The sequence below is a fragment of the Paraburkholderia sp. RL18-101-BIB-B genome, from assembly GCF_046026985.1.
GTDB lineage: Bacteria > Pseudomonadota > Gammaproteobacteria > Burkholderiales > Burkholderiaceae > Paraburkholderia.
Genome location: NZ_JARESV010000006.1, coordinates 98,323 through 124,727 on the forward strand (window position 1 = coordinate 98,323; position 26,405 = coordinate 124,727).

At 62.8% G+C, this 26,405-nt stretch carries 22 protein-coding genes, 1 tRNA gene and 3 riboswitches; of the genes, 8 read left to right on the forward strand and 15 right to left on the reverse strand.

The genetic code is table 11. From position 1 onward, the window contains the following. Positions 1 to 92: 92 nt before the first annotated feature. The 5 genes from gcvP to P0D73_RS12395 all read right to left on the reverse strand — a co-directional run bounded on the left by gcvP (position 93) and on the right by P0D73_RS12395 (position 6,778). Entirely contained in the window at positions 93 to 3,029 is a 2,937-nt protein-coding gene (gene gcvP / locus P0D73_RS12375) for an aminomethyl-transferring glycine dehydrogenase (protein WP_408431512.1), read from the reverse strand. 71 nt (positions 3,030 to 3,100) lie between these two features. Continuing rightward, entirely contained in the window at positions 3,101 to 3,481 is a 381-nt protein-coding gene (gcvH, locus tag P0D73_RS12380) for a glycine cleavage system protein GcvH (RefSeq protein WP_012434788.1), read from the reverse strand. A 64-nt stretch (positions 3,482 to 3,545) separates the two neighbouring features. After that, on the reverse strand, positions 3,546 to 4,664 hold the full coding sequence (gene gcvT, locus P0D73_RS12385) for a glycine cleavage system aminomethyltransferase GcvT (protein WP_408284674.1): 1,119 nt from the start codon (positions 4,662 to 4,664) through the stop codon (positions 3,546 to 3,548). Positions 4,665 to 4,744: 80 nt separating this feature from the next. Next, positions 4,745 to 4,898: riboswitch (glycine riboswitch) on the reverse strand. Positions 4,899 to 4,932: 34 nt separating this feature from the next. Then, a riboswitch (glycine riboswitch) is annotated at positions 4,933 to 5,033 on the reverse strand. Between the two features lie 149 nt (positions 5,034 to 5,182). Continuing rightward, entirely contained in the window at positions 5,183 to 5,533 is a 351-nt protein-coding gene (locus tag P0D73_RS12390; RefSeq protein WP_132376550.1) for a hypothetical protein, read from the reverse strand. Between the two features lie 195 nt (positions 5,534 to 5,728). Continuing rightward, the gene (locus P0D73_RS12395; protein ID WP_132376551.1) at positions 5,729 to 6,778 is read right to left on the reverse strand and encodes an oxidoreductase; all 1,050 of its coding nucleotides are present in this window, start codon (positions 6,776 to 6,778) and stop codon (positions 5,729 to 5,731) included. 337 nt (positions 6,779 to 7,115) lie between these two features. Between P0D73_RS12395 and P0D73_RS12400 the strand changes: the two genes are divergently transcribed. Continuing rightward, the gene (locus tag P0D73_RS12400; protein WP_408312484.1) at positions 7,116 to 9,206 is read left to right on the forward strand and encodes a UvrD-helicase domain-containing protein; all 2,091 of its coding nucleotides are present in this window, start codon (positions 7,116 to 7,118) and stop codon (positions 9,204 to 9,206) included. A 172-nt stretch (positions 9,207 to 9,378) separates the two neighbouring features. Here the strand turns inward: P0D73_RS12400 and P0D73_RS12405 are convergent, their stop codons facing one another. Then, entirely contained in the window at positions 9,379 to 10,275 is an 897-nt protein-coding gene (locus P0D73_RS12405; RefSeq protein ID WP_132376553.1) for a c-type cytochrome, read from the reverse strand. Between the two features lie 275 nt (positions 10,276 to 10,550). Here P0D73_RS12405 and P0D73_RS12410 point away from each other — a divergent pair. Both P0D73_RS12410 and P0D73_RS12415 read left to right on the forward strand, forming a co-directional pair. Then, positions 10,551 to 10,626, forward strand: a tRNA-Arg gene (locus tag P0D73_RS12410). A 74-nt stretch (positions 10,627 to 10,700) separates the two neighbouring features. Next, positions 10,701 to 10,859, forward strand: a riboswitch (yybP-ykoY riboswitch). 93 nt (positions 10,860 to 10,952) lie between these two features. After that, positions 10,953 to 11,963 carry a sodium:calcium antiporter gene (locus P0D73_RS12415; protein ID WP_408431514.1) on the forward strand — a complete coding sequence of 337 codons (1,011 nt, stop codon included), beginning with the start codon at positions 10,953 to 10,955 and terminating at the stop codon, positions 11,961 to 11,963. An 82-nt stretch (positions 11,964 to 12,045) separates the two neighbouring features. Here the strand turns inward: P0D73_RS12415 and P0D73_RS12420 are convergent, their stop codons facing one another. Next, the gene (locus P0D73_RS12420) at positions 12,046 to 13,113 is read right to left on the reverse strand and encodes an HAD family hydrolase (protein ID WP_408431516.1); all 1,068 of its coding nucleotides are present in this window, start codon (positions 13,111 to 13,113) and stop codon (positions 12,046 to 12,048) included. Positions 13,114 to 13,698: 585 nt separating this feature from the next. Here P0D73_RS12420 and P0D73_RS12425 point away from each other — a divergent pair. The 5 genes from P0D73_RS12425 to P0D73_RS12445 all read left to right on the forward strand — a co-directional run bounded on the left by P0D73_RS12425 (position 13,699) and on the right by P0D73_RS12445 (position 18,474). Continuing rightward, entirely contained in the window at positions 13,699 to 14,442 is a 744-nt protein-coding gene (locus P0D73_RS12425; RefSeq protein ID WP_408176382.1) for a hypothetical protein, read from the forward strand. A 25-nt stretch (positions 14,443 to 14,467) separates the two neighbouring features. Then, complete coding sequence (locus P0D73_RS12430) at positions 14,468 to 15,883, forward strand: DUF1254 domain-containing protein (RefSeq protein WP_408431518.1); 1,416 nt, start codon at positions 14,468 to 14,470, stop codon at positions 15,881 to 15,883. A 7-nt stretch (positions 15,884 to 15,890) separates the two neighbouring features. Then, positions 15,891 to 16,757, forward strand: a complete 867-nt coding sequence (locus P0D73_RS12435; protein WP_408431520.1) for a DUF1254 domain-containing protein — start codon at positions 15,891 to 15,893, stop codon at positions 16,755 to 16,757. Positions 16,758 to 17,018: 261 nt separating this feature from the next. Then, on the forward strand, positions 17,019 to 17,399 hold the full coding sequence (locus tag P0D73_RS12440) for a DUF1214 domain-containing protein (RefSeq protein ID WP_408431603.1): 381 nt from the start codon (positions 17,019 to 17,021) through the stop codon (positions 17,397 to 17,399). Positions 17,400 to 17,499: 100 nt separating this feature from the next. After that, positions 17,500 to 18,474, forward strand: a complete 975-nt coding sequence (locus P0D73_RS12445; protein WP_408176384.1) for a SphA family protein — start codon at positions 17,500 to 17,502, stop codon at positions 18,472 to 18,474. Here the strand turns inward: P0D73_RS12445 and P0D73_RS12450 are convergent. The 8 genes from P0D73_RS12450 to P0D73_RS12485 all read right to left on the reverse strand — a co-directional run bounded on the left by P0D73_RS12450 (position 18,455) and on the right by P0D73_RS12485 (position 26,203). Next, a complete protein-coding gene (locus P0D73_RS12450) occupies positions 18,455 to 18,838 on the reverse strand; it encodes a hypothetical protein (protein WP_408431522.1) in 384 nt (127 codons plus the stop codon). The two genes, P0D73_RS12445 and P0D73_RS12450, sit on opposite strands and share 20 nt — an antisense overlap. Before the next feature lie 74 nt (positions 18,839 to 18,912). Continuing rightward, on the reverse strand, positions 18,913 to 19,650 hold the full coding sequence (locus P0D73_RS12455; protein ID WP_408431524.1) for a class I SAM-dependent methyltransferase: 738 nt from the start codon (positions 19,648 to 19,650) through the stop codon (positions 18,913 to 18,915). Between the two features lie 5 nt (positions 19,651 to 19,655). After that, complete coding sequence (locus tag P0D73_RS12460; RefSeq protein WP_408176388.1) at positions 19,656 to 20,441, reverse strand: phytanoyl-CoA dioxygenase family protein; 786 nt, start codon at positions 20,439 to 20,441, stop codon at positions 19,656 to 19,658. Between the two features lie 33 nt (positions 20,442 to 20,474). Then, a complete protein-coding gene (locus P0D73_RS12465; RefSeq protein ID WP_408176389.1) occupies positions 20,475 to 20,999 on the reverse strand; it encodes a GNAT family N-acetyltransferase in 525 nt (174 codons plus the stop codon). Next, positions 20,996 to 21,973 carry a hypothetical protein gene (locus P0D73_RS12470; RefSeq protein ID WP_408176391.1) on the reverse strand — a complete coding sequence of 326 codons (978 nt, stop codon included), beginning with the start codon at positions 21,971 to 21,973 and terminating at the stop codon, positions 20,996 to 20,998. The genes P0D73_RS12465 and P0D73_RS12470 overlap by 4 nt, the downstream gene beginning before the upstream one ends. Continuing rightward, positions 21,970 to 22,668: a WbqC family protein gene (locus tag P0D73_RS12475; protein ID WP_408176392.1), complete on the reverse strand. Its 699-nt coding sequence runs from the start codon at positions 22,666 to 22,668 to the stop codon at positions 21,970 to 21,972. Before P0D73_RS12475 ends, P0D73_RS12470 begins: the two co-directional genes overlap by 4 nt. Positions 22,669 to 22,673: 5 nt before the next feature. Beyond that, positions 22,674 to 23,819 (reverse strand): dTDP-4-amino-4,6-dideoxy-D-glucose aminotransferase VioA, encoded by a 1,146-nt coding sequence (vioA, locus tag P0D73_RS12480; protein ID WP_132376565.1) that lies wholly within the window; start codon positions 23,817 to 23,819, stop codon positions 22,674 to 22,676. Then, entirely contained in the window at positions 23,816 to 26,203 is a 2,388-nt protein-coding gene (locus tag P0D73_RS12485; RefSeq protein ID WP_408176393.1) for a tetratricopeptide repeat protein, read from the reverse strand. Before P0D73_RS12485 ends, vioA begins: the two co-directional genes overlap by 4 nt. Positions 26,204 to 26,405 lie beyond the last annotated feature (202 nt).

Here is a 26,405-nt window from a genome sequence, read left to right on the forward strand (position 1 = left end):
CGGCCAGGAGCGACAGAGAACCGAGGGCAGAACCACGCACCGCCCTGCCGCCTCTTTTCGAGGCAACGGGCGATGCGCGATAACTGTCCAGCTTACTCGTAGTCGGCGATCGGCACGCAGGAGCAGAACAGGTTGCGGTCGCCGTACACGTTGTCCGCGCGGCCGACCGGTGGCCAGTACTTTTTCGCGATCAGCGTGGGCAGCGGATACGCCGCGGTTTCGCGCGCATACGCGTGCTTCCAGTCATTCGCGATGACCACCGCTGCCGTGTGCGGCGCGTGCTTCAGCGGATTGTCTTCGCGGTCCGAGCGGCCTTCTTCGACGGCGCGGATTTCCTCGCGGATCGCGATCATCGCTTCGATGAAACGGTCGAGTTCTTCCTTCGATTCCGATTCGGTCGGCTCGACCATCAGCGTGCCCGGCACCGGGAAGCTCATTGTCGGCGCGTGGAAGCCGTAGTCGGCGAGACGCTTGGCGACGTCGTCCACGGTGATGCCGCTGGTTTCCTTGATCGGACGCAGATCGAGAATGCATTCGTGCGCGACCAGTCCGCCCGGGCCCGAATACAGCACCGGATAATGCGGCGCGAGTTTCTTCGCGACGTAGTTCGCGTTGAGGATCGCGGTTTCGGTCGCGGCGGTGAGATTCTTCGCGCCCATCATCGCGATATACATCCACGAGATCGGCAGGATCGACGCCGAACCGTACGGTGCGCCCGACACCGCGCCAATGCCGTTCGGCGCGCGTTCATAGCCCGACGAAATCTGGTTCGGCAAGAACTGCGCGAGATGCGCGCCGACCGCGACCGGCCCGACGCCCGGGCCGCCGCCGCCGTGCGGAATACAGAAGGTCTTGTGCAGGTTCAGGTGCGAGACGTCGCCGCCGAACTGACCCGGCGCGGTCAGGCCGACCATCGCGTTCATGTTCGCGCCGTCCACATACACCTGGCCGCCGTGCGCGTGCACGATCTCGCAGATTTCACGCACGTTCTGCTCGAACACGCCATGCGTGGACGGATACGTGATCATGATCGCCGCGAGTTTGTCGGCGTGCTGATCGGCCTTCTTCTGCAGGTCTTCGATATCGACGTTGCCTTGCGCGTCGCACGCCACCACGACCACCTGCATGCCGGCCATCTGCGCCGACGCCGGGTTCGTGCCGTGCGCCGAAGCAGGAATCAGGCAGACATTGCGATGCGCTTCGCCGCGCGACGCGTGATACGCGTGAATGATCAACAGGCCGGCGTATTCGCCTTGCGAGCCGGCGTTCGGCTGCAGCGACACGGCAGCGTAACCGGTGGCCGCGACCAGCATCTCTTCGAGCTGATCGATCATTTCGCGGTAGCCGACGGTTTGCTCAGCCGGCGCGAACGGATGGATCTGGCCGAATTCAGGCCACGTGACCGGCAGCATTTCCGAGGTCGCGTTCAGCTTCATCGTGCACGAGCCGAGCGGAATCATCGAGCGGTCGAGCGCAAGATCCTTGTCCGACAGGCTGCGCACATAGCGCAGCATTTCCGTTTCCGAATGGTGACGGTTGAACACATGGTGCGTGAGGTACGCGCTGGTGCGTTCGAGCGCGGCGGGGACCGACGCCGTGTTCGACGCGGCAAGCTTTTCGTCGAGCGTGTCGACTTGCGGCACGTCTTTCGCGCCCGCGGCTTGCGCGAACACTTCGAGCAGATCGGCCAGATCGCGGCGCGTGGTGGTTTCGTCAATCGACAGGCCGACTTGCGTGTCGCTCACGCGGCGCAGATTGATGCGCTTCGCTTGCGCGGCGTCGTGCAGCGCTTGCGTACGCGCGCCGGATTCGAACGTGAGCGTGTCGAAGAACGTTTCGTTGGTGAGCGTGTAGCCGAGCTGCTTCGCGCCTTCCGCCAGCAACGCGGCGATGCGGTTCACGCGCAGCGCGATCGTCTTCAGACCGTGCGGGCCGTGATAGACGGCGTACATGCTGGCCATGATCGCGAGCAGCGCTTGCGCGGTACACACGTTCGAGGTGGCCTTTTCGCGGCGGATATGTTGCTCACGCGTTTGCAGCGCGAGACGCAATGCGGGGTTGCCTTGCGCGTCGACGGTCACGCCGACGAGACGGCCCGGCATCTGACGCTTGAATTCGTCGCGCACGGCGAGGTATGCCGCATGCGGGCCGCCGAAGCCGACCGGCACGCCAAAGCGCTGCGTGTTACCGACGGCCACGTCCGCGCCCCATTCGCCCGGCGGCGTGAGGACGGTCAGCGCGAGCAGGTCGGCGGCGACCACCACGTGGCCGCCCGCTGCATGGATTGCTTCGGTGAGCGCGCGGTAGTCGCGCACGTCGCCGTTCACGCCGGGGTATTGCAGCAGCACACCGAACGCATTCGCGTTCGCCGCTTCCGCAGCCGGGCCCACTTTCACTTCGATGCCGACCGGCGTGGCGCGCGTCTTCACCACTTCGATGGTTTGCGGCAGCACGTCGTCGGCCACGTAGAACACGTTCGACTTCGGCTTGCCGATGCGTTGCAGCAGCGTCATTGCTTCAGCCGCGGCCGTGGCTTCGTCGAGCAGCGACGCATTCGAGATCGCCAGACCCGTCAGGTCGACGATCATCTGCTGGAAGTTCAGCAGCGCTTCCAGACGGCCCTGCGAAATTTCTGGCTGATACGGCGTGTACGCGGTGTACCACGCCGGATTTTCCAGCACGTTGCGCAGAATCACCGTCGGCGTGTGCGCGTTGTAATAGCCCTGCCCGATGTACGAGCGGAACACCTGGTTCTTGTCCGCGAGTTCGCGCAGCGCGGCGAGCGCTTCCGCTTCGCTCTTCGGTTGCGCGAAGGGGCCGAGCGGCAGCGTTTCGGTGCGGCGGATCGTCTTCGGAATGACGGCGTCGATCAGCGCGGCGCGCGACGCGAAGCCGAGGGCTTCGAGCATCGCGTGCTGGTCGGCCGCGTCCGGGCCGATGTGCCGTTCGGCGAAGGCGTCATGCACTTCGAGCGCGGCGAGCGAGAGAGGAGTGCGGTTCATCAGACGATCCGGGTGTTCGAGCTTCATGGGTGTTCCTGGCGGTGCGGCTGTCCGTTCGAAAAGGACACCGCACCTGTCGGGTTAAACGTAAAGGTGAATCAGGCGCCGATTGACTTGGTGTACGCGTCGGCGTCGATCAGACGGTCCTGCGTGGCGTCCGCAGCCGGCTTGATCTTGAAGAGCCAGCTTTCGTACGGCGTGCTGTTGACCGAATCAGGCGTGTCGGCCACGGCGGTGTTCGCTTCGATGATTTCGCCCGAAACCGGCGCGTAGATATCGGAAGCGGCTTTCACCGATTCGATGACGGCGACGGTGTCGCCTGCCGTGACGGTCTTGCCCAGTTCCTGGACTTCGAAGAAGACGATGTCGCCGAGCGCTTCCTGCGCGTGGTCGGTGATGCCGACCGTCAGCGTGCCGTCCGCTTCGGTGCGGACCCATTCGTGCGATTCGGTGTATTTCAGATCGGCCGGGATGCTCATCGGATGCTCCTATGCGGTGTGATTCGGTAGTGACTTGAAAAAAGTGGACGAACGCGCCGGTTGCTTAAACCGCAAGCACTTTGCCATTGCGCACGAACGGCAGTTTTACCACGCTTGCAGGAACGTTTTTGTCACGAATCTGAACGTGCACGGTGTCGCCTGGCTGCACGCCCTTCGGCACGCGCGCGAAGGCGATCGATTCCTGCATGGTCGGGGAAAACGTGCCGCTGGTGATTTCGCCTTCGCCCTGCGGCGTGACGACTTTCTGATGAGCACGCAGCACGCCTGCCGCCTTGCCGTTGTCCTTCAGCAGAATCAGGCCGACGAACGCGGCCTGCGAACCGTCCGCTTCCAGCTTGCCTTTGCCGACGAAGTCGCGCGGCGAGGTGAGGTCGACGGTCCAGGCGAGGCCGGCGTCGAGCGGCGAGACGTTGTCGTCCATATCCTGGCCGTACAGGTTCATGCCGGCTTCGAGGCGCAGCGTGTCGCGCGCGCCGAGACCGGCCGGGCGCACGTCTTGGGCTTGCAATGCGTTCCACAGCGCTTCGACGTGATCCGCCGGCACGATGATTTCGAAGCCGTCTTCGCCGGTGTAGCCGGTGCGGGCGACGGTCAATTCGCCGAACGGCGTGTTTTCGATGCGAGTGGCGTTGAAGGGCTTCAAGGCTTCCGTGGCGGCGCGCGCGGCCGGCACGGTTTGCCAGACTTTTTCGCGTGCGTTCGGGCCTTGCACGGCGACGATCGCAAAGTCGCGACGCGGCGTGATGGTCAGGCCGAAGCCGCCTTCGGCGTTGAGCTGGCCGAACCAGGCGATGTCTTTATCAGCGGTGCCAGCGTTCACGACCACGCGGAAGTGATCTTCGCCGAAGTAATAGACAATCAGATCGTCGATCACGCCGCCGTCCGGGTTCAGCAGGCAGGAGTACAGTGCGCGGCCGAGCGTTTGCAGTTTGGCGACATTGTTCGCCAGCGCGTATTCGAAGAAGGCGCGCACGCGCTCGCCGGTGAAATCGACGACGCACATGTGCGAGACGTCGAACATGCCAGCGTCGGTGCGCACGGCGCGGTGTTCGTCGATTTGCGAGCCGTAATTGACAGGCATGTCCCAGCCGCCGAAATCGACCATGCGGGCATTGAGCGCACGGTGGGTGGCGTGAAGCGGGGTGTGTTTGAGTTCGGTCATGGGGCCTCGGGCATCTCGCGAAACAAAAAAGGCCATGCGGCGCTACGCCTCGCGGCCTTCTGGCTGCGAGCGTGGTCCTGCATGACCCCTCTGTCCTCGATACCTGAGAGATTGCGCCACCGTGATCACATTGACGTGCCGCGGTGAAACGCGCGCCCCTTCGGTGGGCAGCTTGCCAGAATCTGCTCGATTAAACGATGCAGACGGCTACTGCCGCTCTCCAGAGTGCGAAAAACGAGTGCCTCGATGTTGCCTGGACGCGGGTTTTTCGACGCGGTCGGTCCTTTTGCCTGAGAGTTTGCGGGTGTGCCCCTTCGGCGGCGCGGCCTGCGATTTTCAGCGGCCAGCGCGCTCTCCCGACGCGTGCGGCGAATGTACGCGAGGGCCGGGGGCTTGTCAAATAAAGGCCCGCGAGCGGCGCGGCGGTTGACGCACCGCTCTCGCGCCTGTCAAAAAAAGCGCGGGACGTGATGCCGCGCTCGTGCCGCTTTTGGTGCCTGACCTGACGCGTGGCGCGACTATTCGCCGATGGCGTGCGCCGCGTTGTCCAGTTCCTGATTCAGCACGCGCTGTTCGTCGCTGGAGAGGCCGCCGCCATGTTGCGCGGCCATGTCGTGCGCTTCCTGACGGATCACGTCGAGGCGATGATGCAGCGCGCCGCCTTGGGGCGGCGGGTAATAGCCCTGATTCACGCGGTTGTCGATCCGGCGGCTGAGATTGTCGATGCGGCCGTCGACCTGGCGCAGGCGCTGATCCGCGATCTGTTGCGGGTTGGGACGAGGCGCCGGCTGGGGTTGAGGCGCCACCACACAGGCGGCGAGGGAACTGAGCAAGGCGCACGCGGCGAGCGCGCGGATAGTACGGGGCATGAACTCTCCGGAAGTCATTGTCGTTGTGTGGTGCTACCCGGTAGCAACGGATGACTGCCGGGCCGCGCTGACCGGCAGCGCGGCCTTATTTGTAACGTTATGTTCCTTTCGGGCTTGTCAGGGTTTGGCCCGCGCGGCGTGGGCGGCGAGTGCTGTTTTAGGTACACAAGCCATTTCGACGTGCAGGCCAAACCGTCAGCGAATCCGCTCAAACGGCAGCCGGACGCCTTCTTCCGAACTGCGGGCCGCAAGCTCGATAACCGTCATTACGTCGACGGCGTCCTGCGCGCTGACCGGGAATTTCACGCCGTGCTGGATGGCGTCGGCCACCGCGATGTAGAACCCGGTGTAGTCGCCATTGCGCGTCGGCAACTCGCGCTCGACCTCCTGATCGCCTTCCTGCACGCGCAGCACACCGGCCGCATTGCCGGCGCCGAAACCCTCGTCGCCCGGCCGCAGACCCGCCTTCAACTGATCTTCCTGCGTATCGAGGCCGTATTTCATATAGCTGCCGCGCGTGCCGTGGATGGTGAAGCGCGGCGCGACCAGTGCCGTCAACGCGCTGGCGTGCAGCACCACTTCGAACTCACCGTAGCCGAGCTGGATATGCACGTAGTCGGGTGCGCCGGCGTCGTCGCGATGGGTGCGCACGGTGGCCGACACGGTTTGCGGCGCGCCGAACAGGGCCAGCGTCTGGTCGATCAGATGCGGCCCGAGGTCCAGCAGCAAGCCGCCGCCGCGCGACGCTTCTTCGCGCCAACGCTGCCGCACCTCAGGCCGGAAACGGTCGAAATGCGATTCGTATTGCGTGATCCGTCCCAGTTCGCCGCTCGCGAGCAGGTCGCGCACGGTCAGAAAATCGCCGTCCCAGCGACGGTTGTGAAACGGTATGAAGAGTTTGCTCCGGGCGAGCGCGATGTTGGCCAGCGTGTGGGCGTCGGCGGCGTTCAGCGTGACCGGTTTGTCGACCACCACGTGCTTGCCCGCTTCCAGCGTGCGGCGCGCCAGGTCGAAGTGCGTATCGTTCGGCGTGGCGATCACGATGCAGTCGATTTCTTCGAGCGCCAGCAGCGCGTCGAGGTCGGCCACCACCTTTGTATGCGGATAGTCGGCGAGCGCGCGCTCGGGTTGGCTCGTGGCAATGGCCGCGACGCTCGCGCGGCCGCAGTGCTCGATCACCGGCGCATGGAAGGTCGCGCCGGCGAAACCGTAACCCATCAATCCAATCTTCAGCGATGCGGACATGCTTGTCTTCCTGCAAAATCGGCGCGCCGCTTTGCCACCGCGGCGACGGCGCGCAACACCGCAATTGTGGCATGTCCTGAAGGTGGACCGTCAGCGTCGTCGGCTCGGCGCATGTTGATCGGATATTGCTTTTATGAGGCGGGCATCCGTTGCATGCATCCGTGTTAACATCGCTCCTCTCGCGCGAACCGCAGCGGGCCGGAACACCCTCGCACCGCGCAGGGCACCCGTTCCAGCCGCCGGGGCCGCGCAGCATGCCCCCGGGCCTTCGGCCGGCAGTCGCCGCGCCGCTACGCCCTCAACCGCTGCTTTCAACCGCATCACCCATCCACAGACGATGTCCGCAGGCCTGAACCCCGCTCAAAATGAAGCGGTCCGTTATCTTGACGGTCCGTGTCTCGTGCTCGCCGGCGCAGGCAGCGGCAAGACGCGCGTGATCACGCAGAAGATCGCGCACCTGATCGAGGCCAAGGGCTTCGAGCCACGTCACATCGCCGCTGTCACGTTCACGAACAAGGCCGCATTGGAAATGCGCGAGCGCGTGGGCAAGCTGCTCGAAGGCAAGACGCTGACCACGCCCGGCAAGGAAGGCCGCAAAGTGCCCGTCAATCAGTTGACGGTCTGCACTTTCCACTCGCTCGGCGTGCAGATTTTGCGACAGGAAGCGGAGCACGTAGGCCTGAAGCCGCAGTTCTCGATCATGGATTCGGACGACTGCTTCGGCATGATCCAGGAGCAGGTCGGTTCGACGGACAAGGGCTTTATCCGCAAGATCCAGTCGATCATCTCGCTGTGGAAGAACGGCATGATCATGCCCGAGCAGGCGATCGCGATCGCCGCGAACGAGGACGAACATCAGGCCGCGATCGTCTACCGCAATTACGTGGCGACGCTGCATGCGTATCAGGCGGTCGATTTCGACGACCTGATCCGTCTGCCCGCCGAACTCTTCGAAAAGAACGAGCAGGTGCGCGACCGCTGGCAGAACAAATTGCGCTATCTGCTGATCGACGAGTATCAGGACACCAATGCCTGCCAGTACGAACTGGTGAAACTGCTGGCCGGCAAGCGCGCGGCGTTCACAGCGGTTGGCGACGACGATCAGGCGATCTACGGCTGGCGCGGCGCGACGCTCGAGAATCTCGGCCAGCTCAGCAAGGATTTTCCGAAGCTGCATCTGATCAAGCTGGAGCAGAACTATCGCTCGACGGTGCGCATTCTGACCGCCGCGAACAACGTGATCGCGAACAATCCGAAGCTGTTCGAAAAGAAGCTGTGGTCCGAACACGGCATGGGCGACACGATCACCGTCACGCCGTGCAACGACGAAGAGCACGAGGCCGAGTCCGTGGTGTTTCGCCTGTCGGCACACAAGTTCGAGCGGCGCGCGAATTTCCGCGACTACGCGATCCTGTATCGCGGCAACTTCCAGGCGCGCATTTTCGAGCAGGTGTTGCGGCGTGAACGGATTCCGTATGTGCTGTCCGGCGGCCAATCGTTCTTCGACAAAGCCGAGATCAAGGACATCTGCGCTTATCTGCGCTTGATCGCCAACGCGAACGACGACCCCGCGTTCATCCGCGCGATCACCACGCCGCGGCGCGGCGTCGGCAATACGACGCTCGAGGCGCTCGGCTCGTTCGCGGGCCAGGCCAAGGTGTCGCTATTCGAGGCCGTGTACATGGGCGGCATCGAGGCGCGTCTGTCGCCACGGCAGATCGAACCCATGCGCGTGTTCTGCGACTTCATGCAGCGCCTCACCGATCGTGCCGAGAAGGATGCCGCCGGCACGCTGCTCGACGAACTGATGGATGCGATCCACTACGAGGCTTATCTGTACGATGCGTTCGACGAACGCCAGGCGCAGGCCAAGTGGCAAAACGTGCTGGAGTTCATGGAGTGGCTCAAGCGCAAAGGCACCAAGGCTGAGCCCGCGGGCGCGGCGAACGACGAAGCCACCGGCTACGACACCGCCGACGGTCTCGGCGACTCCGGCAAGAGTCTGCTCGGCCTGATCCAGACCGTGGCGCTGATGTCGATGCTCGAAGGCCGCGAGGAAGATCCCGACGCGGTGCGGCTTTCGACGGTGCATGCGTCGAAGGGCCTGGAGTATCCGCACGTGTTTCTGGTGGGCGTCGAGGAAGGCATCATGCCGCATCGCGGCGGTCCGGACGACGAGCCGATCGACGACGCGCGCATCGAAGAAGAACGCCGGCTGATGTACGTGGCGATCACGCGTGCACAACGCAGCCTGCATCTGAACTGGTGCAAGAAGCGCAAGCGCGCGCGTGAAACGGTGGTGTGCGAGCCGTCGCGCTTCATCCCCGAAATGCTGCTCGACGATGCCCCGCCGCCGACGCCCGAAGAAGCGCCGATGTCGCCGAAAGACCGGCTCGCGAGTTTGAAGGCGCTGTTGCAGAAGCCTTGAGTGGGCGCTTCGAAACGTCGAGTGCGCAGCCGCTCGCGGACAGCGCCCAACCTGGCGCATAACGCGAATCTCGTAGGCCTGTTTGTTGGCCGAGATATAAAAAAATCCCTGCGCCGCGTCGCCACGGTGCAGGGATTTTTTGTCGCGTGGCAAACGCCGCGAGCGGTGCGTCTTACTTCACCGCGCTGACCATGTAGTCGACGGCGGCCTTCACGTCCGCGTCGGAGGCAGTCGAGCCGCCCTTCGGAGGCATCGCGCCCTTGCCGTGCAGCGCGTAGTTATAGACCGTGTCCATTGGCTCTTTCAGACGCGGTGCCCAGGCGTCCTTGTCGCCGAACTTCGGTGCGTTCAGCACGCCAGCCGCGTGACAGGCCTGGCAAACCTGCTGATACAACGCCTTGCCGGCTTGCGACGCGTCCGCGCTTTGCGTGCCGCCCGCTGCCGGCGCGGCCGCTTGCGGCACGCTGGCCATGGCGGCCATCGCTGCGGCGGCCTGAGCCGCGCCCGCGTCGGAAGCGCCGGCCGGCGCTGCCGCTGCTGCACCGGAGGCCGCAGCGGCGCCTGCTGCCGGCTGAGCCGGTTCAGGGAAGCTTCCGCCGGAGTTGTTGGCCATATAGGCGACCGCGCGGGCGATCTCAAAATCGCTGTAGTCGTCCGGGCTGGTGCCGCCGCGCGGCGGCATCGCGCCTTTACCGGTGAGGGCAGTGTGCAGCAGCGTATCGAAGCCTTGCGCGATGCGCGGCGCCCAGTCGGCAGCATTGGTAAATTTCGGCGCGCCTGCCGCACCCGACGCGTGACACGCGGAGCACACGGCCTTGTAGACTTCCTCGCCGCTCTTGTAGACGCGCGGCGCGTTGGCGTCGCGAATGTCGACCTGGGCGAACGGCTTGATGCGGGCGGTGACCTCGGCTTCGGAGAGAGAGTCGGTGCCGGCGCCGGTGCGCGTCGAATTGTCGACGTAGATCACTAGCAGAACGATGATGACGATCGGTACCGCAAAACTGGCAATGATCGCGGCGACGAGCTGTCCGGGGGTTTTGATCGGGGCTCCGTGTGGTGCTTCGCTCATGCTTGTCTCGTCTCCGTGGGTATGTGAGCGGTACAGCGTGACGGCAACTTCTTGTTCTTTAATCAGCCACGGACGATTATAGACGGAACATTTCGACGGCGGCGAGGGGCGCGGCGGGGTGTTCAGCAGGCGTTTACCCGCATCGCGAGGGTTGTCGGAAAGCCGCCGAATGCCGTCATTGGGGCCGTCCGGTGGACGGTGTGGCCGAAACCGGGTATCCTTTCGGTCTCGCTTTGGCGTCGCATCCGTTCTGGTTGCCGCGCTTTCGTGTTGAAGCGCCCGTAGCTCAATGGATAGAGTACTGCCCTCCGAAGGCAGGGGTTGCTGGTTCGATCCCAGCCGGGCGCACCATAGAGAGTCGATCTCGTTCAAGGGCTTACGCAGAATGCGCTAAGCCCTTTTGTTTTTTTGCGGCCTTGTCGTGTCCCGACTTCCTTCATCCTTTGAAGGAGAGCGCGTCAACATACTTGGCCTGCGGGTCATGGCGCGTTCGACCGGGTCGGTTTGGCGAGACCATTGACGCACTGCCTCGTTCTGGTCGGACGGGCGGCGGTGCGTCATTGGTTTGTCATCTACGTCCGACCGCGGAGTTGCCCTGTGAAACAACGTCGTACCCTGCCAGTCTCCCCTTCTGCCCGTCCGCCGCACCGCCTCTGCGTGTATGCGGAGCGCCGCGCATGACTGGTCTCCTGTTCGAACTTGGCATCATGCTGGTCGTCATTCTGGTGGCGGCCGAGCTCTTCACCAATGCGCTCGAGCATCTGGGCGAACGCCTCAAGATTTCCGAAGGCGTAACGGGTTCGCTATTCGCCGCTGTCGGCACAGCGCTGCCCGAGACGCTAGTGCCGCTGCTCGCGATCGCGGGCGGCACGACGGATAGCGCGGTCAATCAGGAGATCGGCGTCGGCGCGATTCTCGGCGCGCCGCTGATGCTCTCCACCCTCTCCACCTTCCTCATGACGCTTGCGATTCTCGGTTCACGCGGCGCGCGCGGCTGGGTCGCGCCAGAGCGTACGGGCTTCACGCGCGACCTCAACTATTTCCTGTGCGCGTTCGTGCTGGCCGCCGCAGCGATGTACGTGCCGCATGAGCAGATGATGGTGCGCGCGTTCTTCAGCGTGGCGCTGGTCGGCGTGTACGTCACTTATGTGGTGATGACCTTCCGCGCATCGAATGATCTGGTCGATGCCGGCCACGGCACCGAAGCGCCGGGCAAGATGCTGATCTCGCGCCTTGGCGTGCCGACCAACCTCGCGACCATCGTGGTGCAACTGGCGCTGGCCGTCGCGCTGCTGGTGTGGGGCGCGGAAGGCTTCATCCATGGTGTGCGCGGCGTGTCGCAGGCGCTTGGGGTGTCGCCGCTGCTGCTCTCGCTGCTGATCATTCCTATCGCCACCGAGCTGCCCGAGAAGGTCAACAGCATTCTGTGGATTCGCCGCGGCAAGGACACGCTGGCGTTCGGCAACATCACCGGCGCGATGGTGTTCCAAGGCACCTTGCTGCCAGCGATCGGTATTCTGCTGACGCCGTGGGTGCCGCGCATCGAAGTGGTGACCGGCATCGTGATCACGCTCGCGGCGGCGGCGTGGCTGCGGCTCAACGTGCGCGAGCGCGGCGTGCCGGTGTGGGCGTTGCTGGTTTGCGGCGCGCTCTATGCCACGTATCTGGCGATTACGCTGAGTCGCTAGACAAGGCGCTAAAGCCAGTCATAGCGCGACAACTCTAACAACCGCTGAAGGCCGCTGACGAATGGCCTTCAGCGGTTCAGGCTCAGTTCGCCGGGGGCGTCGCCGGCGCCGCTGCCGTCATCGCGCCTTCAGGCTTGAACACGGTCTTCCAATCATCTTTCATATCGACGACGAGCCAGCCTTTCGCGCCGGCCTCGTCCAGACCTTTGTCGAGCTTGCCGCTCTTCGCCGCGCGGTCGTACGCGTATTCGCGTTGCGCGTCTGTGTGATGCACGAGCGCGGCGAGGCGCGGGCCGTCGCCTACCGAGGTCCATTCGAGCATCGGCGCGTCGCCGTCCGCGTTACCGAACGCGATCACCGGACGTCGGCCGATCACGCGATCGATGGCAAGCGGTTTGGCCGAGCCGTCGACCAGCGTGTCGACTTGCGCGAGGCGCGTCAGCGAGACCGCGCCGTTGCTCTGGCCGTAGCGATACTTCACGGTGCTGCCGATCACCTGCTCGGGCGGAATGCCGTACATGCGCTGAGCCACGTCGCGGACGAACTCGACGTCGCCGCCCGTCACCAGATAGGTCTTGAAGCCGCTCGCGCGCAAATAGGCGAGCAACTCGAGCATGGGCTGATACGCGAGATCGGCGTAAGGCCGGTTGAAGCGCGGGTCGTTCGCGGCATCGAACCATTCGTGCACGAGCGCGGCGAACTGGTCGCCCGTCAGGCCGGCGTGGGCCGCCGCCAACACCCGCATCGAGCCGGCGTCGCCGCTTGCCGCCACATTCTTGAGATTGCCTTTGAGGATTGAGCGGAACGGTTCCTGACGCTTCCATTCCGGATGCCGCGCGGCCACCGTCTTCACACGTTGCAGCGCGAACACCAGTTGCACCGAGGCCGGTTGCTCCGGCCACAGCGTGCCGTCGTTATCGAACACGGCGATCCGGTCGGCGCGCGGGATGAAGTCCTTGGACTCGGGCGTCGTCACCAGCGTGACGAAGTCGACGATAGAGCGTTTGGTCTTCGTGTCGTTCCATGACGCCAACCCGGCGGCCGTCGATTCACCGGTCTGCGACATGGCGTCCTGGCGCGGCGTCACGGAGCAAGCGGAAAGAAGGACAACGGTGAAGGCAATGCAGTACCGGTGCAACGTGCGAATCATGAAAGCCTCATCGAAAGCGGTGGGTCGAATTCAAGCGAGCGCAAGTCTAATGGGCCAAAGCGGTTATTGCAGCCCTTGTGGGATTTTTTCGACATGACGGTTGAGCCTGTTCCGTCATAAAAAATGCCAATTGAACAAGCGGGGAAGTCGGACCCGATTGATCTGGCTTTCGGCCGCGTTACAAATTTATCTCTGTAATTTCCAGAATCGTTGCTAGTATTCCTAACGATGCCAGCGTGGTGAATCTTCTTCTTTTCGCATGCTTCGTTTGATGCGGCGTCTCTCGTTTCAAGGAGCGCTCATGCAAGCCGTGTATCCAGCTGCGCCGTCTTTCCAGATTGTTCAAGCGACATAACGCGGGTTATTTGCGTGACATCGCGTCCGGCTGCACATGGCTGCCCGGACGCGCGAACACGCGCGCGAGATGAATTCGATTTAAATCAGTCACCCGAACGCCATCCCTTTGAAATGATTTCGCGTCAGGCAAAGGCAGGTGCTCGCCTATAAGAAATGGCCATAAAACGAGGCTCGATAGTGGGTTAAAGCTGCGTGTTTGGGGCGGGGGCATTATGCGCTGCCGCGTTCGTGTCGTCGCCGGTCTTCGCTCAGGCATCCGCCGACGACGCCAATAAAAGCAATAACCCGCTCAATCTCGCCGCCTCATTCAACATCCAGAATTACTACACGCCGAGCGTATTCGGCGCTAGTGCGCACACCAACGACCTGCTGCTGCGCCCTACCGTGCTGGTCGGCCCGAATAGCCTGACCGGCGTGCCGCAAATCTTCCGCGGCACGGTGCCGCTCAGTACGCGGCCCGATCCGAGCGGCGGCTACAACACCGGCCTCGGCGACCTCAATCTGTTCGACATCTTTCTGCTCTCGGAAGGCGACGTGCAGCTCGGCGTGGGCCCGCTCGTCACCATGCCGACCGCGACCGATCCGAGCCTCGGCACCGGCAAGTGGCAGGCAGGTCTTGCCGCTGTTGCCGTGAGCGCCACCCGGGCGCGGCTGATCGGCGGGCTCGTGCAGTGGCAGCACTCGTTCGCCGGACAAAGCAGCCGGCCCACCACGCAATCGCTGACCGCGCAGCCCTTTGGCATATTCAATCTGCCCGGCGGCTGGTACATCCGTTCGACCGGCATATGGACGTTCGATCTGCAGCACGGCAGCTACTACATCCCCGTCGGCCTCGGCGCGGGCAAGGCATGGAAGGGCGGTTCGACGATCTACAATGCGTTCATCGAACCGCAATACTCGATCGCGCATTCCGGTGCGGGCGTGCCGCAGTTCACGATTTTTGCTGGCCTGAACATGACGTTTGGCAAATAAACGAGAACTCGAGGGGAGCCTAGCGATGACGTTTTTAAAACGCGTGGGAATGCAGGCATGCGTCGCCGGATTGGCGTTGGCCGTGCTGCCGCAGATGCCGGCGACGGCGCAAACGAGCGCCCCGGCCGCCGCGGTGACCGCTTCTCCGGACGAAGCGCGCGGCATCGCCCGCGATGCGTTCCTGTACGCCTATCCGATGCTGTTCAACTACAAGACGCTCTATCAGCAGGCAGTCGATCCCACTTCGAAGTCGTACGTGGGCGGCTTTGGCAAGTTCCGCAACTACTCGCGGCCGTACGGTCCCGAGAACAAGGAAATCGTCACGCCGAACAACGACACGCCGTACTCGTGGGCGTGGCTCGATCTGCGCCGCGAACCGTGGGTGCTGACGGTGCCGGCGGTGCCGAACGAGCGCTACTACGTGTTCCAGTGGATCGACCTGTTTACCTATAACTTCGCGTACGTCGGTTCGCGCACCACGGGTAACGGCGCGGGCCACTATCTGTTCGCCGGATCCAACTGGCACGGCGATACGCCCAAGGGCATCGACAAGGTGTTCCGCTCGGAGACCGACCTGATTCTGACGCTCGGCCGCACGGCGCTCAACGGCGCGAGCGACGTCAAGAACGTGCAGGCGATCCAGAAGCAGTACAAGCTCACGCCGTTGTCCGCTTTCGAACACACGGCCGCACCACCGTCCGCCCCGAAACTGAACTTTCCGAAATGGGACGAAGCGAAGGCGACCTCGGTCGACTTCATTGCCTACCTGAACTTCCTGTTGCAGTTCACGCAGCCGCCCGCGCCGTCGGAGCGCGAGCTGATGGCACGCTTCGCGAAGATCGGCATTGCACCTGGCGCACCGTTCGATCCGGCCGCGTTGCCAGCCGACACACGCGCGGCGCTCGAAGCGGGCGTCGCCGACGGCAAAGCCGCATTGGCCGACGCGGAAAAGCGCACCACCAGTTCCTTCGACCTGTTCGGTAGCCGCGCCGATCTGAAAGACGATTACACGACGCGCGCCGTCGCCGCGGCGATGGGCATCTACGGCAACACGAAGGAGGAAGCGGTGTACGTCGGGACGCGCGTGAATGCCGAGCATCAGCAATTGATCGGTTCACAGCCCTACGTCCTGCACTTCGACAAAAAAGATCTGCCGCCGGCGAAGTTCTTCTGGTCGATGACGCTTTACGATTTGCCGGCGCGCCATCTGGTGGCGAATCCGATTCACCGTTACTCGGTCGGTGATCGTACTCAGGGGCTGAAATACGGTGCGGACGGTTCGCTGGATATCTACGTGCAGAACAAGGCGCCGGGCGCGAACGAAATGTCGAACTGGCTGCCCGCGCCTGTCGGTGCGTATGACCTCGTCATGCGAATCTACGGGCCGGACCAGACCGTGCTCGACGGCAGTTGGACGTTTCCGACACTGCAGAAGCTCTGAGGCGCGCATGGACGACCCGGACATCGACATGCATAGGAAGGCGGCGACATGGGTGACGGCGGCCGTGCTGGCGTCGGTTGCCGCGCCGATCCTTGCGAAGATGCAGCAGCGTCCGTGGTCTGCCGCGACGGCCGGCGCGGCGTCCGTGCCCGGTCCGGTGGCGGGCGACATGATGTCGGAGGAATACGCGCGGTTGGTGGCGCGCCAAACCTATTTCTGGGCGTGGCCGCTGGTGAATGTCTACCGCCGATTGCTGGCGATGCAGCAGGTGCCGCGGCCGGGGCTGAATGGAGGCGTCGCGCCGGTCGCTCCGCCCAACCGTCTCGCGATGCTGCGCGATTATGCTCAGCCGCAAACGCGCTACGTCGGCTGCCCAAATCGCGATCTGATTGACGGTTGCGCGATGCTCGATTTGCGCACTACGCCGGCGATCGTCCAGGTACCGGATTTCGGCAGACGCTTCTGGGTCTATCAGGCCGTCGATCTGCGCACCGATAGTTTCACGAGCCTCGGCAAGATGTATGGCTCGCGGCCGGGCTTCTATCTGTTGGCGGGCCCGGACTGGCATGGCCCGGCGCCGAAGGGCATCCGTCAGATGTTCCGCTCGCCCACCGCGATAGGCATGCTGATTCCGCGCGTGTTCATGGACGACACGCCGGAAGATCGCGCACTGGTGCAGTCGCTGATCAGCAAAATCGGCGTGTATCCACTCGCGGACTACGATGGCCAGTTCAAGGAAACGGACTGGTCGGCACTGTCCGGTTTCGGCGCGGCCCGCAGCGCAACGCACGCGAGCGCGGAAGAGATCGAACGGGGCGATCCGAGCCGTTTCTGGGACACACAGCCCGCCGTGCTCGACGAAGCGCCGCCGTAACACGGCGAAGAGGCGCTCTACGCGCAGGCTCGTGCGCTGATCGCAGCCGCTTGCCATGACCCGGCACTCAGAAGTGCCATCATCGACGAAACGGCGAGAGCCGAAGCGGATCTGATCGCACCGCTCTCCAATTTCAATCTGTTCGGCAAGCGGCTTGCGGGAAACTGGAATACCTTCAGCAACGGTGCAGCCTTTGGTACGGACTACTACTCGCGAACGGCAATAGCGACGTCGCACGTCTTTGTCAACAAGGCCAACGAGATAAAGTGTTTTTATTCGGATACCGATGCATCGGGCCGATGTCTTGATGGCAGCGGGCGCTACACCGTGACCTTCCATAGAGACCGGTTGCCGCCTGTCAAAGGTTTCTGGTCGCTGACGCTATATGACTCGCATCATTTTCTTTCCCCCAACCCGCAAAACCGCTACACACTCGGTACGAAGAACAAAGACCTGAAGTTCGACGCAGACGGCTTGCTCACGCTCCAAGTACAACACGCGAAACCCAGCGACGACAAGTTCGCCAATTGGCTGCCGGCGCCGGCCAACGAGGTGTTCTCCCTGTACTTGCGCGCCTACCGGCCGCAGCAAGCGCTGCTGGATGGCAACTGGACGCCGCCGCCAATCGTGCGCGAAGCCTGACGCCTGCGCGCTTGCGCGCAGTGCGGCTTGCGGACGCAGCCGGCCCGGATGCGGTTCCGTAGGAGTGAGAATGCCGAACTTCCATTCGATGAGGACGATTATGAGTCAACCTAACTGTTTCTTCGCAGCCAGGCGGCTCGTTGCCGGATTGTGCAAGGGCGCGTTTCTGACCACCGTCGGCGTGAGTCTCTCCCAAACGGCGTCGGCGACGGAAGGCGGCATCGGCCGTCCGATCACGGGCCAGCAGGTGATGCCCTACGGCGGCGTCGTCCCGCCGACCAGCGACTGGATCGTGTCGGCCGCCACGATCTATTACGAAGGCTCGCTCGGCGCGAGCAAGTCGATTCCGATCGCCGGACAGGTGACGGCCGGCGTCGACGTGACGGCCGTCTACACCATTCTCAACGCGGTCAAGACGTGGGGCATTACGGTAGGCGGCTGGAATTTCGCGTCCTCGTTTGGCGTGCCGCTTCAGTACACCGACATCTCGTCGTTTCACGGCCGCTTGCCGAACGACCACGGCACGCAGTTCGCCGATATCTTCTTCGCGCCGGTGGTCGCCGGCTATCACCTGACCAAGACCGACCACGTCGCGTTGAGCGTGCAGATCTATGCGCCGACCGGTGCGTACAACCCGAACCGGCTCGCCAACGCCGGACAGAACACGTGGACCTTCACGCCGACGATCGCCTATACGAAATTGCTGCCGCAGGAGAACATCGAACTGTCGTTGAATTACGGCCTTGAGTTCTACACGCCCAATAACGACACCCACTATCACAACGCGCCGGTCAGCGTGCTCGATCTGCTGGCGCTCAAGCGCTTCAGCAGCGGCTGGGGCGTCGGCGTGGTGGGCGGCTATATCCAGCAGATCGGCCATGACAGCGGCGGGATTGCGGACGTCGTCGGCGGCAGTCAGGGTCATTCCGTGGGCATTGGGCCGATGATCACGTGGTCGGGCAAGGTGCAGAAAACACCCGTGTCGGCGTCGCTGCGTTGGGTCAACGAGTTCAACGTGAGCAACCGGCCGAAGGGTAATGCGGTGCAACTGTCGGTCAATGCGACGTTTCAGTGACGCCGCGGCATGTGATGCGTGACAGGCGCGGTGCCGGACGGTCGGCGTTGGTGACAGAGAGCAGATTCACGCCCTTCACCGGTTGCAGTGCCGGCTTACCGTCCGTCACCACGAGTTCGGCCGGCTGCGCAGCGATCATGACGTCCGGTGCCTGTGCGGATTTCTTGCCGTCGGCGGGCCGCATCGGGTCGGACTGCAGATTCGTTTGTGCGTTTTTCGCCGCGTTGACCCGCCACGCGGCGGTGCTGAGTTGATACGCCACGCCGTCGAGCGATGCCGCGTCGTACCAGTAGCCCGCGGCATTCAGATGCAGCGTGCCGCTTGCGTCCTGGAGCCATGCGCTCTTTGTCGAGCCGCGCGACAACCGTTATTACCTGCTGCTGTCCGGCCGCTGGTTCCGTGCGGCTGGGATATCCTTCACATCCGGACCGAAGCCGATCAACCGCGCGTGCCGCGCTCGCATATCGCGTACACGCTGGAGCACAAGTCAGGATAAACGCGCCCCAACTCGAAACAGCCATCCAGATACGCTCTGGATATGATACCGGCCTTCAATGCGGCATCGATCTGGAAGTTGGCAAGGCCCTTGAAGAAGACGCCGCCTTCGGTGACCGGGCGGAGCTTTGCCGCACGCAGATCGGCTCGCAGCGTATCGATCGAATAAGTCACGCGATGACCGTGTGCGGCTTCAGCCGTCGTCACGGCCGCGTGATGGTCGATCAGCCCCATATTGACCGCGATTTGCCGCGATCCGGCGCGCGCATTCGGAGCAGCCACGAACAGGCGGCCACCTTCCGATAACCAGCCACGGATCCGGCTCAGGACTTCGACCGGATGATCGAGGTGTTCAAGCGTGTGGATCAGGAAGATGTTGTCGTAGCGTCGCGCGGGTTCGAAAGTCTCGAACGTCGAGTGATGGAATTTGACGGCGCCTTTCGTCTTGGCTGACGCAACGGCGATGCAGTCCGCCGATGCCTCGACCACTTCCAGTGAATCGAAGCGCTGTGTCAGGAGTCGCGTGAAGTTACCTTCGAAGCATCCCAGTTCGAGCGCGTTGCCGCTGACGTGGAACGGTGCAAATGTTCGAAGCATGTATTCATGCATCAGATAATCGAAGTCATAAGCGTAGCGATGTTCGGGATGATCTTTCGCTTCTGCGTCGTAGTCTCTGCTCATGGTCGTCAATCCTGTCCGCGTTGATAGAACCGCTGCTCCACCGGCACGTAAAACTCATCGAGCGACTCAGGCACCCGGGCGTTGAAGCCGAGCACCTGGCGCATCCAGGCGTTGCAGCGGTCGAGATTGCTGTATCCGAACAGCCGCGCGTAGTCGAGTTGCGGCTTGAAGAAGGGGCTGGTGAACGTCAGTGTCAGTGCACGGCGCGGCGCATCGGTGGTGTTGCGGCCGGTGGCGTGCCACATGCGCGAATCGAACAGCAGAACCGAACCGCGTTCCCCGGTAGCTCGTGACGCCTGCGCGTAAAAATGCTCGTCGGTGGGCTGCTGCTGGAGGTTTTGCGAGTGCGAAAGAATATGCGTTGCGCCGTTGGCCAGCGTGAAATCGTCGAGCATCACCAGCGCGTTCACCATGAAGCGCCGTGAGTCGGAGCCGAAGCGGATATCGCGGTGCACGTTTTGTACGTAAGAGCGCGAGTCGCGCTCGTTGATCACGCCGCCGTACGAATTCAGAACGAAGTTGCCTTGAAAGTATCCTTTGAAAACCCGCTCCAGCGTTGAGAGCTCCGCCAGCAATTCGACGTAGCACGGGTCATCCATCAGAAGGTGATGCAAGGTGCCTGCGCTGTTTTCCTGCACACCGTTGCGTCGCCTGATCTGGTCGCGCAACGCGAGCGAAGGATCGAGCGCCTTCACCAGCGAATCGAGCAATTCGCGGCGAATCAGGCCGGGAAGCACCGTCCAGCCCGCCGTGGCGAGCGCGGTGTGGTGTTGATCGTCAATCGTGTTCATGAGTGGAGCGAGGCAACGGCAAAAGTAAAAGGCTCAGTGTCGATCGGCAGCCAGGATGGCCATCGGCATGACGTCGAGATAACGGCCGCCTTTGAAGGCCGCCTGGCGTAAAAGACCTTCGGCGCGAAAGCCCACTTTCTCGTAGAGCGCGATGGCGCGTGCATTGGACGCGAGCACGGTCAACGAGATACGGTTGAGGTTGAGGTCGCCGAATGCGTGTTCGAGTGTCTGGCGCGTGGCGGCCTCGCCGATGCCCCGGCCGCGTGCCGTCTCGGCGCCGATCTGAATCGAGAACTCCGCACAGCGGTTCACCCAGTCGATGCCTAGCAGATACGTCACGCCGACCACTGCCTGGGTAGACGCGAGGCACACGGCGAGACGCACGTTATTCGCCCGGGAGCCGAGATAGCTATCGAACCATTTACTGTCGATCTCGGTGCCCACATACCGGAAGGCGCCGCCCAAGTGGCTGACCAGCGCCTTGTCGGCGCGCCATGTGTTGATGGTCGACAGGTCGCCGCGTTCGATCTCGCGCAGGAATATCGTGTTGTCGTTCATGCGAGTCGGTCCAGTAAGTGTTGCACCATCGGCGCCAGATCGTTGTGCGTCAGCCGCTGATCGCATGGCAGGCACAAGGTCGAGTCAGGAAGGCTGCGTTCGAAGTCCGGCGCGCCTTCAGCGGTCGCAACGTCCGGCCAGTAGGTGGGCGTATAGATGCGTTGCGCCCGAAGCGCTTCGCGCACGCCGGTGGGCACGCCGAAAAACGGGTAGCAGAGCGGCACCGCGTGTTCGTCATAGCGAAACGTGAAGCGGTTGTAGCGCTGCAATTTCTCATGCAGAAAGGCGAAATTTTCGGCTCGCCGTGCGCGGACGCTTTCATAGTCGACGCCCGCGAGCAGCCTTTGAGTCAGTGCCGACATGCGCAACGGCTCTTGGTGTTTCAGGCTTTCTTCGGCCGCAGCGTAGTCGGCATAACCTGCTTCGGCGTCTTTCGCGAGCCGCGTCAGCAGATGCCCGCAGCGCAGCAACGAGGCATCGTCGGTCGCTTCCGGCATCGCGATCGGCTGCTGTGTGACGAGGTACCCGCCATCCGGCACGCCAAGGAATTTGCGCGGCGAGTACAGCGTGGCGAGGCAATCGGCGGGTTGCGCGAACAACGCCTGCGCATTGTCAATTACGACGCGTTCACGCGGGAACCGGCTGAGCACGTCGTCGACCTGTTGAGCGCACAAGCCGAAATAGTTGACGTAGACGAACCACTCACCGTGCGCGACATCGACAGACTGCGCGCGCAATTCGGCGTCGAGCCGATAGCGTTTGACCGGCGTGCCGGTCATGCGCAGCGGCTCGATCATTGCGTCGCAAATGTACCAGGGCATCCAGACGACAGTCGGCCGCATCGCCCGAAGCAGTGCGAGAAACGCCGCTCGTGACGACTGAAAACGCAGCGCATCGTCGTGGAGCGTCGCTTCGGTCCGCGGCAGTTCGAGTTCGAAATATCCGCCGATTGCGCGCGGCCCGCACGCGATCATGCTGCCACCTCGACGGACAGCATATCTCTGACGCTGTTTTTGCTATTGAACATCAGGACGTCGAGAATCGATAAGGCGGGGTGAAATGCGTCGTCGAACTGCGCGTAAGGACACAGATTCGGTTCGATGAAGGCGAGCTCGATGCCGCGCGCCGAGAATGCCGCACTATCGTAAAGTTCGCGGCCACCCGGCAGATTCACGTAGGTGCTCGCCTGTTCTCTCGCGCAGATGTCCATAACCCGCTCGGTGCCCTTGAGTTGCGCATTGCCGTACTTCGTCGACGATGGGACGAACTCGGTATCGATCTCGAGGTACCTGCAAATTTCCATGACGGTGTGCGACGCGAGCAGCGAAACAGGTGCGAGAGGCTCGGCCAGAATCCGTCCGATCAGTGCGCTGACCTGCGGGTAGTGAGGCGCTTTGGCATACGCATGCCGAATCGATTCGAGCAGTTTGCGTAACCAGCGCTCGCGCGGTTCGACCAGTACCTCGTTAATCTTCAACGAAGGACTCGCACCGCTGAGCGGCACGGTGAGGTAACGCACCTGGTCGCCCAGCAACATCCGGTTGCGGTTGATCCAGCCATTCTTGATGAAGTTCACATCGTCGTAAAAGACGAACTTGTCGACTGCCGCCGCCAGTTGGAAATATCCGATGTACGGAAACAGGTAGGGCTGCATGATCGCGAGCTTCATGACGTTCAGCTACCCGCGATGATCCCGACGATGCGATCGAGCATGCCGTCCGTCAGTGCCGGGAAAATCGGCAAGCACAGTATCTGTTGCGAAGCGGCGTGCGCAACCGGCAGATTTTCGGGGCGCGCGGAAGGCAGGCCGCGATAGATCGGGAAGTCCGAGATCAGCGGATAGAAATATCGGCGCGCGTAAATGTTCTCGTCGCGGAACTTCTGATACAGCGCATCGCGGCTGATCGGGTAGTCCGGGCCGACGAGAATCGGAAAGTACGAATGGTTCGCCACTTTCTCGCCCGCTTTCGGCACGCAGCTAATACCGCGCACGTCGCGCAGCCGTTCGCGGTAGATCGCGTCGATCCGCGCGCGCCGTGCCAGTGCTTCATCGATGTGCTGCAGTTGAAGCAACCCGAATGCCGCGTTGATCTCGCTCATCTTGCCGTTGATGCCGGACGCAACCACGGTCACTTCATCGACGAAACCGAAGTTCTTCAGATGGTCGATACGCTGCTTTGTCTTGGCGTCCTGACAGATGATCGCGCCGCCTTCGAACGTGTTGAAGACCTTGGTCGCGTGGAAGCTCAGAACGGCGAGGTCGCCGTGCTCGAGCACGCTGCCGGTTTCGGTCTGCACGCCGAAAGCATGGGCCGCGTCGTAGATCACCTTCAGATTGTAGTTGTCGGCGATCTTCTGGATCGCCTCGACGTCGCACGGCTTGCCGTAGCAATGCACCGGCATGATCGCGGTGGTCTGCGGCGTGATCGCTGCCTCGATCTTGGCGGGGTCGAGATTCAGCGTGTGCGGATCGACGTCGGCGAATACCGGCTTGATGCCGTTCCAGACCAGTGAGTGCGCGGTGGCAACGAACGAATAGGGCGTCGTGATGACCTCGCCGGTCACGCGCAACGCCTGCAGCGCGGTGAGCAGCGCCAGCGTGCCGTTGGTGAACAGCGCAAGATGCTTGACGCCGAGGTACTTGCACAGCGCCGCTTCGAACTGTTGGTGAAACGGACCGGCATTGGTCAGGATCTTGCTGTCCCAGATCTGTTGAAGATAGGGAATGAATTCTTCGAGCGGCGGGAGATGCGGCTGGGTAACGTAAATGCGCTCGTCGATCTGCGGCGCGATGGCCCCAAGCGGTAAGGCAGCGTTCATTTGTTTTCCCCTGATTTGGGCGACGCGGTGGTGTCGTCCGTGGCGGCAATGGCTTCTTGCGCCGTGACTTCGAATGCGACGGGCGGCTGATCGTCGCACCAGCGTTGCCACATGATTCGCAACGCGCGGGACAAACCTGCAGCGACCACTTCAGGCCGGAATGCCGCCGACGCCATGCAGCGTTCACGCAAGCCCGTGCGCAGCGCGGCGAGTGCGGAGATATCGGAGGACAGTGCAACGCCCTTGGCGACGAAATCCGCCTTGTCTGTAGCGAGGAACTGTTCGAGCCCGACGTGCGACATCCAGGTGGTGCCGGCGCGGCTGGGCAACGTGTTGCCTGCAATCGTCAAGGTCGGCACGCCCATCCACAATGAGTTCAGCACGGTGGTCGAGCCCGTGTACGGGAACGTATCGAGGCAGATGTCGACGTGAAAATGCTGTTGCAGGTAGACCGGAATACTCGAACGGCGGCGGAACATCAGGCGCTCGCGCGAGATGCCTGCGTCGGCAAACCAGTCGATCAGAAGCTGTTCATCCTCGTCGGTTGCAATCGCGCCCAGCAACATTCGCGACGACGGTTGTGCGTGCAGCAATTCCGCCCAGAGAGCGATCACGTCGGGACGCAATTTGTTGAGGCGGTTGAAGCTCCCGAACGTCACATAGCCGTTGTGCATGGCTGGCAGGATGTTGACCGGCGGCGCGCTTTCTTCCGGCAGGAAGGGCGCGTTCGCCGGCAAATGCACGATCTTTTCGGAGAACATTTGCTCCGCAGGGCCGAACGGCACGCCGAACCGGTCCACGAGGTAATAGTCCATCGCACTTAGCCCGGTCGTGGCAGGGTAACCGAGCCAACTGACCTGGATCGGCGCGGGCTTGCGCACGAACGTGAGAAGGCGATTGCGACCCGTATGGCCGGACAGATCGAACAGAATGTCGATTCTGTCGTCGCGGATCCGGTTCGCCAACTGCGCGTCCGGCATGCCGGTGACCTGATGCCACTCATGGGCGCATTTGCGCAGCAGATGGGTGTAGTCATCTACCGCGATGTGGTTGTTGTACACATGCAGCGAGACACCGGGATCGGTCGCGAGGCGCTCCATGATCGGCAGCAGATAGGAGGCGACCGCGTGACGGAACAGGTCGCCGGAAACGAGGCCGATTTTCAGCTTGCGGTTCGGCGTGCGCTTGTTCACATGACGCGGCCATTGGGCGCGTACCGGCGCTTCGTGCTGTTGGGCGAATTTGACGTGTTCGGCGAACAGCGTGTCCTGCTCGACTTCAGGATTGTGAGTGAGCGAAAACAGATAGTTGTCCGCTGCGATTGCGTCTTTCGGGTCTTTCTCCAGCGCAACGCGAAAGCTTTCCTCTGCTTCGCTCACCATGCCCAGATCGAGCAGCAGCACGCCCAGCGTGTTGTGCATGCCGGACGTGTCCGGCGCCAGTTCGATCGCGCGCCGTGCCGCGGCCAAGCCCTCGGCCACGCGTCCCTGGTGAACCAGCGACATGCCATAGATCCGTTGCGCTTCGGCGTACCCCGGATTGATCGCGATGATCGCGCGGCAGACTTCTTCGGCATCCTTGTGCAGGCCTTTCAGGCGCAGCGTATCCGCGAGGACGGTGCGGCTTTCCAGTTCCTCCGGCAGCAATTCGGCAGCTTTGCGCAAGGGAATGAGCGCGTCGTCGTACCGGCCCAGGCGATGCAGTGCTATCCCGAACCAGCGCCACGCGTTACCGTCGGCGGGGAAGCGCTCGGTGAGCGTTCGTGCCAGTTTGACGGCGTCGGCGATCTGGCCTTTGTTGTACAGCGACGTGAATCGCGTCGTTTCCTGTTGGCTCACGCGCCGCCCAGATGCGATCGTAGACTTGCCGGCGTCTGCGGCTGGCTTCGCAGCCTCTGCATCTGTTTCGGCGGCCGCGCTGGTTTCTCGCTGCGGGTTCTGGACTGCCACGGGTTGCGTCGGGACGACCTTGCCGGGATTCGCCATTCGCACGATCAGGCCGTCTACCGCCGGGCCCTTCAGCCCCTGCTTCTGACCCATTTCCAGCGCGAGCCACGCAGCGGCCGTTTCGCCTGCGTCGATCAATGCGTTGATGTACGCCACCCAAAACTGGCCGTTGTGCGGTTGTTGACCCAGCGCCACCTCGAAATGGGGCAACGCGTCCTTGGGACGGCCGGTTTGAACGAATAGCACGCCAAGGTCGTAAAGCGCTTCCGCGTGCTGCGGCTTCGCTTCGAGGATCGCCTGGTACAGCGCTTCGGCGTCGTCGAATTCGCCCTTGTGATGGTGCTCCAACGCCGTTTGCAAAACGAGCGCAATGTCTTGCTCGAGCTGTTGTTCGGGCGTCAAGGGTTCAGCCGTCGGCTGCTCGTACAGGAGAGTCATGGTCTCAGCACAGAATGGTCTATGACGGAAATTGTGCGACCGGGAGGGCGTTTCCGATGCGCGGAGATGACGGTAAAAAGGCCGCCTGTTTAGCGTATGGAGGAGGGTGGCGGAAAGCCGGAAGGCAAGAAAAAAGCCCGCACGAGGCGGGCTGAGGGAACGAGCGCGCCTCACTTCGGCACGTAGTTCTTATTATTCGGTC

Bases quoted from the DNA above. Each gene is read 5' to 3' on its own strand.
- gcvP (WP_408431512.1), bottom strand. From the start codon at position 3,029: ATGAAGCTCGAACACCCGGATCGTCTGATGAACCGCACTCCTCTCTCG.
- gcvH (WP_012434788.1), bottom strand. From the start codon at position 3,481: ATGAGCATCCCGGCCGATCTGAAATACACCGAATCGCACGAATGGGTC.
- gcvT (WP_408284674.1), bottom strand. From the start codon at position 4,664: ATGACCGAACTCAAACACACCCCGCTTCACGCCACCCACCGTGCGCTC.
- P0D73_RS12390 (WP_132376550.1), bottom strand. From the start codon at position 5,533: ATGCCCCGTACTATCCGCGCGCTCGCCGCGTGCGCCTTGCTCAGTTCC.
- P0D73_RS12395 (WP_132376551.1), bottom strand. From the start codon at position 6,778: ATGTCCGCATCGCTGAAGATTGGATTGATGGGTTACGGTTTCGCCGGC.
- P0D73_RS12400 (WP_408312484.1), top strand. From the start codon at position 7,116: ATGTCCGCAGGCCTGAACCCCGCTCAAAATGAAGCGGTCCGTTATCTT.
- P0D73_RS12405 (WP_132376553.1), bottom strand. From the start codon at position 10,275: ATGAGCGAAGCACCACACGGAGCCCCGATCAAAACCCCCGGACAGCTC.
- P0D73_RS12415 (WP_408431514.1), top strand. From the start codon at position 10,953: ATGACTGGTCTCCTGTTCGAACTTGGCATCATGCTGGTCGTCATTCTG.
- P0D73_RS12420 (WP_408431516.1), bottom strand. From the start codon at position 13,113: ATGATTCGCACGTTGCACCGGTACTGCATTGCCTTCACCGTTGTCCTT.
- P0D73_RS12430 (WP_408431518.1), top strand. From the start codon at position 14,468: ATGACGTTTTTAAAACGCGTGGGAATGCAGGCATGCGTCGCCGGATTG.
- P0D73_RS12435 (WP_408431520.1), top strand. From the start codon at position 15,891: ATGGACGACCCGGACATCGACATGCATAGGAAGGCGGCGACATGGGTG.
- P0D73_RS12445 (WP_408176384.1), top strand. From the start codon at position 17,500: ATGAGTCAACCTAACTGTTTCTTCGCAGCCAGGCGGCTCGTTGCCGGA.
- P0D73_RS12455 (WP_408431524.1), bottom strand. From the start codon at position 19,650: ATGAGCAGAGACTACGACGCAGAAGCGAAAGATCATCCCGAACATCGC.
- P0D73_RS12460 (WP_408176388.1), bottom strand. From the start codon at position 20,441: ATGAACACGATTGACGATCAACACCACACCGCGCTCGCCACGGCGGGC.
- P0D73_RS12465 (WP_408176389.1), bottom strand. From the start codon at position 20,999: ATGAACGACAACACGATATTCCTGCGCGAGATCGAACGCGGCGACCTG.
- P0D73_RS12470 (WP_408176391.1), bottom strand. From the start codon at position 21,973: ATGATCGCGTGCGGGCCGCGCGCAATCGGCGGATATTTCGAACTCGAA.
- P0D73_RS12475 (WP_408176392.1), bottom strand. From the start codon at position 22,668: ATGAAGCTCGCGATCATGCAGCCCTACCTGTTTCCGTACATCGGATAT.
- vioA (WP_132376565.1), bottom strand. From the start codon at position 23,819: ATGAACGCTGCCTTACCGCTTGGGGCCATCGCGCCGCAGATCGACGAG.
- P0D73_RS12485 (WP_408176393.1), bottom strand. From the start codon at position 26,203: ATGACTCTCCTGTACGAGCAGCCGACGGCTGAACCCTTGACGCCCGAA.